Source organism: Streptomyces sp. SID3343 (assembly GCF_009865215.1).
Classification (GTDB): Bacteria; Actinomycetota; Actinomycetes; order Streptomycetales; family Streptomycetaceae; genus Embleya.
In genome coordinates this window covers 1-10,173 of sequence record NZ_WWJX01000859.1, presented here as the reverse complement: position 1 = coordinate 10,173, position 10,173 = coordinate 1, and the positions used below count along the sequence as shown (strand labels likewise).

At 72.1% G+C, this 10,173-nt stretch carries 10 protein-coding genes; 4 read left to right on the top strand and 6 right to left on the bottom strand.

The genetic code is table 11. From position 1 onward, the window contains the following. On the bottom strand, positions 1 to 654 hold a 654-nt coding region (locus GT354_RS26485; protein WP_202512315.1), incomplete at its 3' end, for a PucR family transcriptional regulator ligand-binding domain-containing protein. Positions 655 to 851: 197 nt separating this feature from the next. On the opposite strand from GT354_RS26485, the gene GT354_RS26480 reads away from it, so the two are divergent. Both GT354_RS26480 and codA read left to right on the top strand, forming a co-directional pair. Continuing rightward, entirely contained in the window at positions 852 to 2,243 is a 1,392-nt protein-coding gene (locus GT354_RS26480; protein ID WP_161358882.1) for a cytosine permease, read from the top strand. A 123-nt stretch (positions 2,244 to 2,366) separates the two neighbouring features. Then, entirely contained in the window at positions 2,367 to 3,656 is a 1,290-nt protein-coding gene (codA, locus tag GT354_RS26475; RefSeq protein WP_161358881.1) for a cytosine deaminase, read from the top strand. 47 nt (positions 3,657 to 3,703) lie between these two features. Here the strand turns inward: codA and GT354_RS26470 are convergent, their stop codons facing one another. Then, a complete protein-coding gene (locus GT354_RS26470; RefSeq protein ID WP_161358880.1) occupies positions 3,704 to 4,186 on the bottom strand; it encodes a MarR family winged helix-turn-helix transcriptional regulator in 483 nt (160 codons plus the stop codon). A gap of 114 nt (positions 4,187 to 4,300) precedes the next feature. Here GT354_RS26470 and GT354_RS26465 point away from each other — a divergent pair, with 114 nt between their 5' ends. Further along, positions 4,301 to 5,038, top strand: coding sequence for a dienelactone hydrolase family protein (locus tag GT354_RS26465; protein WP_161358884.1), 738 nt, complete (start codon positions 4,301 to 4,303; stop codon positions 5,036 to 5,038). A 71-nt stretch (positions 5,039 to 5,109) separates the two neighbouring features. On the opposite strand, the gene GT354_RS26460 is transcribed toward GT354_RS26465, so the two are convergent. Then, a complete protein-coding gene (locus GT354_RS26460; RefSeq protein WP_161358883.1) occupies positions 5,110 to 6,066 on the bottom strand; it encodes an NAD(P)-dependent alcohol dehydrogenase in 957 nt (318 codons plus the stop codon). Between the two features lie 168 nt (positions 6,067 to 6,234). On the opposite strand from GT354_RS26460, the gene GT354_RS26455 reads away from it, so the two are divergent. Beyond that, entirely contained in the window at positions 6,235 to 6,921 is a 687-nt protein-coding gene (locus tag GT354_RS26455; protein ID WP_161358879.1) for a TetR/AcrR family transcriptional regulator, read from the top strand. Positions 6,922 to 7,009: 88 nt separating this feature from the next. Here the strand turns inward: GT354_RS26455 and GT354_RS26450 are convergent, their stop codons facing one another. The 3 genes from GT354_RS26450 to GT354_RS26440 form a co-directional block, all read right to left on the bottom strand. After that, a complete protein-coding gene (locus tag GT354_RS26450) occupies positions 7,010 to 8,428 on the bottom strand; it encodes a DUF1116 domain-containing protein (RefSeq protein WP_161358878.1) in 1,419 nt (472 codons plus the stop codon). Then, positions 8,425 to 9,903, bottom strand: a complete 1,479-nt coding sequence (locus GT354_RS26445; RefSeq protein ID WP_161358877.1) for an FdrA family protein — start codon at positions 9,901 to 9,903, stop codon at positions 8,425 to 8,427. Before GT354_RS26445 ends, GT354_RS26450 begins: the two co-directional genes overlap by 4 nt. Next, a partial coding sequence (locus GT354_RS26440; RefSeq protein ID WP_161358876.1) for a DUF2877 domain-containing protein occupies positions 9,887 to 10,173 on the bottom strand: 287 nt, incomplete at its 5' end. The genes GT354_RS26440 and GT354_RS26445, both read right to left, overlap by 17 nt.

Here is a 10,173-nt window from a genome sequence, read left to right as displayed (position 1 = left end):
GACGGCTCCCAGCAGCAGCCTTCCCCACAGCGCCCCGCGCAGTTCCACCCCCGCGCCCGCCGCCGGCGCGTCCACCACCAGGGCCGGGGTGTCGGTGCCCGCCCACGCGGTGATCGTCCCGTCGATGCCCGCGAGCACGACGGGGCGATCGGTGAGCCGGGCCAGGGTGCGGGTCAACTCGTCCACCCCGGCGCCGCGCGCGAGCACTCCGGACAGCACCCGGACGATCTCGTTGACGTGTCGAAGTCGGGTCACCGCCGAGTCGAGAATGGCCGCGTTGACCGCCTCGGCGATCTCCACGAACGGCACCACCCCGCGCAGCACGACCAATGGCAGCCCGGCCTCGGCCGCCGCGCGGACCACGTCGGTCGGCACCTCGCGGAAGGTACGGCCGACTTCGAGCGCGACCCCGGCGACGCCCGCGGCGGCGAGTCCGGCGATGTAGCGCGAGCGCTCGTCGGCGTCGCGCCCGGCCAGGCCCAGACCGGTGGTGAGCAGCAGTTCGTCGCCGCGCAGCAGGGGCGCGATCTCGTAGATCTCGCTGGAGTGCACCCAGCGCACCGGCCGGTCGAGGTCGGCGCGCGGATCGGGCACGACGGGGTCGGCTCGGCGCATCAGCGGATGGTCGAGTACGGATCTCAGCCGCAGGGACATGGACACTCCGTCCGGAAGGAGCGCAAGTATCCCGGTCACCGTGTCCGTTGTCACGGGCCCCGCGGCCGAGGAGCCTTCGGGGACCGGTGGCCTTGTCCCGGTCCCGGCGCCCTCCCCCACCGCTTCCTCGTCGCCCCCGCCGTTTCCTCACCGCTTCCTCAGCGCCGCTCCACCGCCCCGTCCCACCGGAGGTATCCGTGGCAGTCCTCGAAGAATCCGTGCGACCCGTCGACCACTCCCAGTCCCTGGAGCCGGTGCCCGAGCACGCCCGCGACTCGACGCCCGCACACCAGTTCTGGATCTGGGCGGGGGCGAACATCGCGCCGATCAACTGGGTCCTGGGCGCGCTGGGCATCGTGCTCGGGCTCGGGCTGGTCGACACGATCGTGGTTCTGGTCGTCGGCAATCTGATCGGGATGGGCGTCTTCGGTCTGTTCGTCCTGATGGGGCAGCGCACCGGGGTGACCCAGATGGTGCTGGCCCGCGCGGCGTTCGGCCGCCGCGGCGCATATCTGCCGGCGGCCGTACAGGGCGTGATCTCCGCGGGCTGGTGCGCGATCAACACCTGGATCGTGCTCGACCTGGTGCTCGCGCTGCTCGACAGCGTCGGGTGGGTCGGCGGCACGGGCACCAAGGTCGTCACGGTCCTGCTGATCATGGGCGTGCAGGTGGCGATCGCCGCGTCCGGGTTCGCCGCCATCGCCGGGTTCGAACGGTGGACGGTGCCGCTGACCCTGGTGGTTCTGGCCGCGATGAGCGTCGTGGCGTGGACGCGCCTGGACATCGACTGGGGTCACACCTCCTCGCTCGCCGGCGCCGATCGGTGGTCGGCGATGAGTACGGTGATGACCGCGATCGGGGTGGGCTGGGGCATCACGTGGTTCGCGTACGCGTCGGACTATTCGCGCTTCGTCCCGCGCGCCACGTCGCCGCGCAAGCTGTACGCGGCGAGTGTGTTGGGGCAGTTCCTGCCGGTGGTCTGGCTCGGCGTGCTCGGCGCGACACTCGCGACGGTGAACGCGCACGCCGACCCGGGGCGGCTCATCGTCGACTCGTTCGGCCCTCTGGCGATCCCGGTCCTGCTGCTCGTCCTGCATGGTCCGATCGCGACGAACATCTTGAACCTGTACAGCTGTTCGCTGTGTGCGCAGACCCTGGACATCAAGGTCTCGCGCCGCGTGCTGTCGTGTGTGGTCGGCGCGTTCGCGACCGTGTTCACCCTGTTCCTGGTCTTCCAGGCGGGCTTGGCCCGCACGCTCGACACGTGGCTCGCGGGCATGGTCACGTGGGTGGCTCCGTGGGCCGCGGTGATGCTCGTGCACTTCTACGTGTTCGCCCGTCGCGGCATCGACGTGGCCGCGCTGTACGCGGCGCCCCGGCGCGGCCGGCTCGCCGACGTGCGCTGGTCCGCGATCGTCGCGCTGGTCTGCGGCATGGCCGCGACGTGGTGCTTCGAGTACGGCGTCCCGACCGCGCTGCGCGGTCCCGGGGCCCGCGCGCTGGGCAACTTCGACCTGTCCTGGCTGGCCGGGGCGCTGGTCGCGGGCGGCCTGTACCTGCTGCTCGGACGCCGCGAACGCGCCGCGTGACGTCGGGCGACCCGCATGCGCCGCGTGCCGTCGGGCAAACGCGAACGCGGCCGGGTGGCGCCCGCCCGAGAACCATCCCTGTCGATCCGTTCCGAACCACTCCGAGCCCTGGAGCGATCCGCCATGCAGAGCATCACCGTGACCGACTGCCACCTCCTCGGCCGCGCCGAACGCGTCGACGTGGTGGCCGAAGCCGGCGTGATCACGAGGATCAGCCCCACCGGCGCCGAACCACCCACCGGCCCGGGCCCGGTCCTCGACGCGGCGGGCGCGCTGGTCGCCCCGCCCTACGTCGAGCCGCACATCCACCTCGACACCGCACTGACCGCGGGACAACCGCGCTGGAACGTCTCCGGCACGCTGTGGGAGGGCATCGAGCGCTGGAGCGAGCGCAAGCACACCCTCACCCGCGAGGACGTGCTCGCGCGCGCCGAGGAGGTACTGCGTTGGCAGGTCGCCCACGGCGTACTGCACGTGCGCAGCCACTGTGACGTGACCGACCCCGAACTCACCGCGCTGCACGCACTGGTCGAGTTGCGCGAGCGGGTACGCGACGTGATCGACCTCCAGGTGGTGGCGTTTCCGCAGGAGGGCATCGTCTCCTTCGACGGCGGCGAGCGGTTGATGGCTCGGGCGGCCGACGCGGGGGCGGACGTGATCGGCGCGATCCCGCACTTCGAGGACACCCGCGAGGACGGGATCCGTTCGCTGGAGATCGCCTTCGAACTCGCCGAGCGGCGCGGCCTGTTGGTGGACGTGCACTGCGACGAGATCGACGACGAGCAGTCCCGGTTCGTCGAGGTGGTCGCCACCTTGGCCCGCCGCGGCGGCCTCGGCGCGCGGGTGACCGCCAGTCACACCACCGCGATGGGCTCCTACAACGGTGCGTACAGCCGCAAGTTGCGCCGGATCGTGGCGCGTTCGGGGATCAACCTGGTGTGCAACCCGATGGTGAACCTGACCTTGCAGGGGCGGTTCGACGACTATCCCAAGCGCCGCGGCCTGACCCAGGTCAAGGAGATGGCGGCGGCCGGCGTCAACGTCGCGTTCGGCCACGACGACGTGATGGACCCGTGGTTCCCGCTCGGCACGGCCAACCCGGTACAGGTCGCGCACGCGGGCATCCTGGCCGCGCAACTGTCCGGCCAGGACGAGATCGCCGAGGCATTCGCCATGATCACCGAACGCGCCGCCCGAGTCCTGAACCTGGGCGACGGCTACGGCGTCGCGATCGGCCGGCCGGCCAACTTCCTGATCCTGCCCGGGACTTCCCCCTTCGACGTGCTACGCCGACAGGTCCGCCCCAGCCACGTCGTCTCCCGCGGCCGACTCGTCGCCGAAACCCCGCCCGCCCCGACCCGTTTGACCTGGCCGGGCCGAGCACCGGAGACCGTCGACTTCGTCCGCCGCTGACCGGGCCCCCGCGGCCGGTTCGGTCGGTGGGACACCGCCGCGTGAGGTCACGAGGTCCCGGTGTGGTGGTCCAGCAAGCGGGTGAGCAACTGCACGAACCGGTCGCGTTCGGCCGGACTCAGCGGCGCGAGCAGTTCGTCGTGGAGGTCGTCCAGGACCCGGTCGAGGCGGCGCAGGCACCGGCGGCCCTCGGTGGAGATCGTGACGATGTTGCGGCGCCGGTCGTCGGGGTCCGGCGCCCGCTCGACGAGGTCACGCTCGGCCAGTTCGTTGAGCACGCCGACCATGTCGCTGCGGAAGATGCCGGTGCGACCGCTCAGCGCCGCCTGGCTGCCCGGCCCGTAATCCTCCAGGGAGGCGAGCACGGCGTAGTGCCACTTGCGGGCGTCGACCCGGGCCAGCCCGTCGTTGATCAACCGGTCCGATCGCGCGGTCAGTTGCGACAGCAGTCGACTCGCCCGCCGACGCAGCCGGTCGGGCGTCCGGAGCGCGCCGTCGTCGGGCAGGTCGGCGACTTCGGCTGTGATCATGGCGCCCATCCTGCTCATTGCGTTGGTCCAACCAACGGGGTACATTCGCTCGCGCCCGTGAACGTTAGTGCAATGAACGTTTATTCGACGAACGCCGAGGAAGGAAGAACCACTATTCCCACCGAGACCCTGCGGATTCCCACCCCGGACGGCCTGGCCGACGCCTTCGCCGCCTACCCCGACGACGGCGAGCGGCACCCGGGGGTGCTGATGTACGCGGACGCCTTCGGCATCCGGCCCGTGGTGCGGGAGATGGCCCGCGAATTGGCCGGCCACGGCTACTACGTGCTCGTCCCGAACTTCTTCTACCGGCACGGCCCCACACCGGTGCTCGAACTGCCCGAGCACATCGGCGAGGACGCCCGGCCCGCCGTCATGGCCCAGGTGATGCCGTTGATCCACGCGCACACCGCCGAGCGCACCCTGAGCGACGCCGACGCCTACCTCGCGTTCCTCACCACCCGGCCCGAGGTCGCCGCCGGGCCCGTCGCGGTGACCGGCTACTGCATCGGCGGCCTCCTGGCGATGCGCACCGCTGCGGCTCACCCCGACCAGGTCGCCGCCGTCGCCGGTTTCCACGGCCCTGTCGGCGTCGACGGACCCGACGGTTTCGCCGGGATCACCGCCCGGATCCACCTCGGCCACGCCGCGACCGACCTGACGCCCGAGGCCCTCGGCGAGCTCAACCGGGTGTTGGACGCCGCAGGTGTCGACTACACGTCGGAGATCTACCCCGGCACCGTCCACGGCTTCACGATGTCCGACACCGACGCCTTCGATCCCGCCGCCCTGCAACACCACTGGGACCGCCTGCTCCCCCTGCTCGACCGCACCTTGGGCGACAACGGCTGACGAAAGCTCGTGCCCGTCGCGCGGGCGAACGGCGGTGGCGTGTTCGGCCGCTCGGCGGCGGGTTCGGCCGCCTAGGTGATTCGGATGATGTGCTTGCCGCGCACGCCGCCGGCCGCCAAGGCGCGGTGTGCGTCGGCGATTCGGTCGAGAGGGTGGACGGTGTCCACGACGGGGACGATGTCGCCGCGCTCCGCGTGGCGGGTGACCTCGGTCAGCAGCTCGGTGTCGGGGTTGCCGCTGAAGACGCGGATGCGTCCGGTCCCGTGGACGGTCGAGGCGAGGACGGCGGCGAGGCCGGCGAGCGGCCTGTCGAAGTCGAACGTGACGGCGACCATGCGCCCACCGGGTGCCAACAGGCGCCGAAAGCCGGCCTGTTGCTTGCCGACGGTGTCGAGGACGACGTCGAAGCGGCCGAGTTCGGAGAGGCGGGTCGTGCGATAGTCGAGTGCTTCGTCGGCGCCCAGACCACGGACGAAGTCGAGGTTGTTCGCGCCCGCGAGCGCGACGACGTGGGCACCCATGAGCTTGCCGAGCTGCACCGCGACGCTGCCCACACCCCCGCTGCCACCGCGCACCAGGAGTCGCTCACCGGGCTTGACGGCCGCCTTGTCGCGAAGGGCGGTCACCGACGTGGCTCCGCCGGCGAGCAGCGACGCGGCCTGTACGGGGGTGAGGTTCGCCGGGGCGGGGGCGATCCGGCGGGGGCTCACGGCGACGTACTCGGCCAGGCTTCCGGTTCTGCGACCCAACAGCCCCCACACACGATCGCCTTCGCGCACACCGGTGACGGAGGCCCCGACTTCGGCCACTTCCCCCACGAAGTCGATTCCGCTCGCCTTGGGGAAGGTGCGGCCGGTCACCAGGCGCGTCTTCCCGGCGCGGTCCAGCAGTTCGCCGCCGTTGAGGCCGGTGACGTGCACCCGCACCAGCACGTTCTCGGGCGTGCGGGTCGGGATCGGCCGCTTGCCTATGTAGAGGACCTCCGGAGGGCCGAAGCGGTCGAAGAGGGCTGCGCGCATGTCGCTCATGTTCTCGTCCAGGATGGGTCTCGGAGCAGCAGCGAAGGCGCTGGGTGCGCCCGCTGGTACGCTCACGCTAGGCGCATAAGTGGAAGACATCGTCCGTTTGGCTCGAAGTGAGGGACATTGCCAGCCCAGCCGTCTCACAAGGCGTCCCGCAAGCCTTCCCGCGAGCGTTTGCACAAGCCGTCCGACAAGTCGCCCGGGCACGTCGGCGATGTCCCCGCCGATACGAATCCGGCGGCCCTGCGCGCCGATGCCCGACGCAACCGCGAACTCATCCTCGACGCCGCGCGCGAGGTGTTCGCGGCCCGGGGCGTCGACGCCCCGATCAGCGCCGTCGCCCGTCGCGCGGGGGTGGGCGTGGCCACCCTCTACCGCCGCTTTCCCACCCGGGCCGCGCTCACCACCGCTGCCTTCGACGAACAACTCACCCTGTGCGCGGCGGCTTTCGACGAGGCCCTGGCCGACCCGGACCCCGGGCACGGCCTGTACGTACTCCTGGAAAAGGTGTGCGCCACGCAGGTCACCGACCGGGGCTTCGCCTCCGTCTTCATGGATCGGTTCCCCGACACCCTCGGCCACGACCGCGAACGCCACTGCGCCGAAGAACGTTTGGCGCACCTGGTCCGGCGCGCCCGCGAAGCCGGACAACTGCGCGACGACTTCGACCCCGCCGACATCACCCTCCTGCTCCTGGCCAACAACGGCCTCGCCGGACAGCCCCCCGAAGCCGCCCTCGCCGCCTCCCGCCGCCTGCTCGCCTACCTCTTCCAGGCTTTCCGAACCCCACGCCCCGGCTCTCTCCCGCCGCCCGCCGCCATGGAACTCCATGGCCTCCCCCGCCCACCGACCCACCGGTAAGGCACGGCACCCGGCCGGTGTCGCGGGTTTCGGGACGCGTGCGGGCGCCCGCCGCGAACTGTGCGGCGGGCGCCCTTCGTTCGTGTGCTCAGCCCAGTGGGGGGGCCGCCTCCGCCAGGGCCGTGACGGCTGCGGCGAAGCAGTCTGCCGGTGGGGTTACCAGGCCCGCGCCGACCTGGCCGGTGCCGGCGACCTTGCCGGCGATGCCGGTGTTGATCTGCGGCAGGATGCCGGTGCGGACGACCTTGGTGACGTCGATGCCGGTGGGTGTGCCGCGGAAGTCGAGCACCGGGATCTGGTAGGCCGGGTTCTCCGCGAGGGTGATCTCGTACATCCGCCGGGTCGCGGCCAGGGCGTCGTCCACCTCGCCGCCGATGAATCGGACGATCGCCGGCGCCGCGGCCATCGCGAAGCCGCCGATGCCCGCGGTCTCGGTGATGGCCGAGTCGCCGATGTCGGGGTTCGCGTCGTCGGGGCCGTACGCGCCCAGGTACAGGCCGTCCGGGACCTCGGCGGGACCCGTGTACCAGCGGTCGCCGGTACCCGAGACCTGGATGCCGAAGTCGGTGCCGTTGCGGGCCATCGCGACCACGAGCGAGGAGCCGGGGACGTCGCGCCCCGCGTCCATCGCGAGCTTGCAGGCCGGCATGTCCAGGTTGAGGAAGAAGTGGTCGTTGCCGCCCACGAACCGGGCCGCCTCGGCGACGTCCGACGTGGGCGCGCCGCTGTCGATCATGCTCGGTACGAGTTCGCGCAGCAGCATCAGCGTGCCGGCGCGGTTGCGGTTGTGGCCCTCGTCGCCCATCTGGAGCATCTGCGCGATGATCGCCCGGATGTCGATCGGCGCGCCCGCGCGGACGGCGGTGCGCAGGAGCGGGCCGAGCACGGCCGACATCCATTGCAGGCGTTCGATCACCTCGGGGCCGTACGCGCCGTAGCGCAGCACCTTGCCCAGACCCTCGTTGAGCGAGCACCACGCACGGGTGCCGTGGGTGGTGTCCTCCAGTTCGAACATCCACATCGACGGGCTGACCACGCCCGCCATCGGGCCCACCGCGTGATGGTGGTGGCACGAGTCGAGTTCGGCGTGGCCGGCCGCGAGGAACTTCTCGGCGGCCTCGGGGGTGTCGGCCAGGCCCTCGAAGAGCACCGCGCCGATCAGCGCGCCGCGCATCGGGCCGGACGCGCGGGCCCAGTCGATCGGCGGCCCGGCGTGCCGGAACTGGCCCGGCTCCAAGCCGAGTGCCTCGCTCGCGGGCTTGACGTCCACCAGGTGCGGCGTCGACGCGAGTACGCGCTCGATCGCGACCTTGTTGGCCGCTTCACGGCGCGCGTCCGCGAGGACGCGGGCCAGCGGGTCCGCGGTGCCCGGCAGCGGCGGGCGCCAGTCGACCGCGGACACCGGTACCGCCTGCGCGGCCAGCGCGTCGGCGAGCAACTCGGCGCCGACGGTCACCACGGACGGGTCGCGGGTCAGCAATGAACTGGTCGGTGGCACAGCGTTCACGCGTCGAGCCCTTCTACGATCGCCACGGCGCGCCGGGCGGCCTCGGCATTGGACAGGTGGACCTCGGCCCCGGCGGCGGCCAGCGCGCGGGCCTGGGCGTCGAGGCCCTGCGGGTCCAGGTCGGTGCCGCACAGCGAGATCACCACGGCCGGCGCGTCGGGTCCCGCCGCGCTCAGTACCTCGGCGACGCCCGCCGCGGGATGGGCGTGCGCGCCGTGTCCCAGGACGACGTCCAGGAGCAGCACGGCCGTTGCGGGCGAGGCGAGTTCCTCGGCGAGGCGGTCGAGGCGCAGGCTCGGGTCGATCATCGGGTGCGGGCGGCCCGCGGTCAGGCCGTCGTCGCCGAAGTCGATCATCAGGTGTCCGGGCGCGCGCAGGTCGCCGGGCAGCGCCCAGTCCCTTTCGAGCGGGATGTTGGACGCGATCGGCCCGAGTCGTTCGGCGGCGATGATCATCGCCTCGTCGCACAGCGTCCCGCCGCAGAACAGCCCGCGCAGCGCGCCGGTGCGAGGCGGGAAGGTGCGTTCGGGGAACCACGTGCGGTCCTGGACGCCTTCGCGTCCTAGTGCGACCAGCGCCTTGGTCGCGGCGGCGGTCAGGTCGTCGCGACCGCGCCCGAGGAAGGCGAGTTGGACCGGGGTGGCCAAGCTCGCGGCGTAGCGCTCGACCTCGGCCGCGACCGCGGCGGCCGGCGGCTTGGAGACCACCACGATCAGTTCGGTGGCGGGGTCGGCGTCGAGCATGGCCAGCGCCTGGAGGGTGGATCGCGCGCCGACGGCCTCGCTGAGGTCGCGGCCACCGACACCCAGGCAGTGGCTGATGCCGCTGCCGGCCTCGTGCAGCAGGGACATCAACTCCTGTGAGCCGGTACCGGACGCGGCCACGATGCCGATCGGCCCGGATCGTACGGTGTTGGCGAAGCCGAGGCCGACCCCGCCGACCACGGCCGTTCCGCAGTCGGGGCCCATCACCAGCAGTCCGCGCTCGCGGCCGAGGTCCTTGAGCCGGATCTCGTGTTCCACGGGTACGTTGTCGCTGAAGATCATCACGTCGAGGCCGGCTTCGAGTGCGTCCGTCGCCTCGGCGAACGCGTGCGGCCCGGGGACCGAGATCAGCGCGAGCGTGGCGTCGGGAGTCGCGTTCGCGGCGGTTCGGATCGTGCGCGGCGGTACGTCGGCGGCCGAGCCGATCCCGGAGTTGCCGCCCGTCGACAGGACGAGGGCCTCCTCCAGGACCTCCAGGCCGCGGGCGAGGGCCGCGTCGTCGTCGGCGCGGATCGCCACGAGCAGGTCGTTGGGGCCGGCCCCTTCGGGCGTCGGGAAGCCCATGCCGGCCAGCAGGCCGACGTTGAGTTCCGTGGCCATGGCGACGAGCGCCTTGGTCACCCCGTCCGCCGCGGATACCGCTCGGCTCACCTGCATCAGGCTTACCGAGTCTCGGTATGTTCCGCGGCGCAGCTCAAGCGCGCTGCTCACGGGCGCTCCTTCCTTCGGGGGTACGGGAGTTGGGGGTACGGGGGTCGGGAGTACGGGAGTCGGGGGTGCCGGGGTTGAGGGCGCCGGAGTCGGGGGTGCCGGTGCCGACCGCGGCCTCGCCCCCGGCGAGTACGCCCAGGGCCAGGTCCGCGCCGGACGTGTGTCCGACCGCCAGCAGGCGTTGCAGGCACGCGAACACGTCGTGTCCTCGGCCCACGGCGGTGATCAGGTCGACCAGTTGCGCGCAGCCGTCGCCGCGGGCGGCGTGGC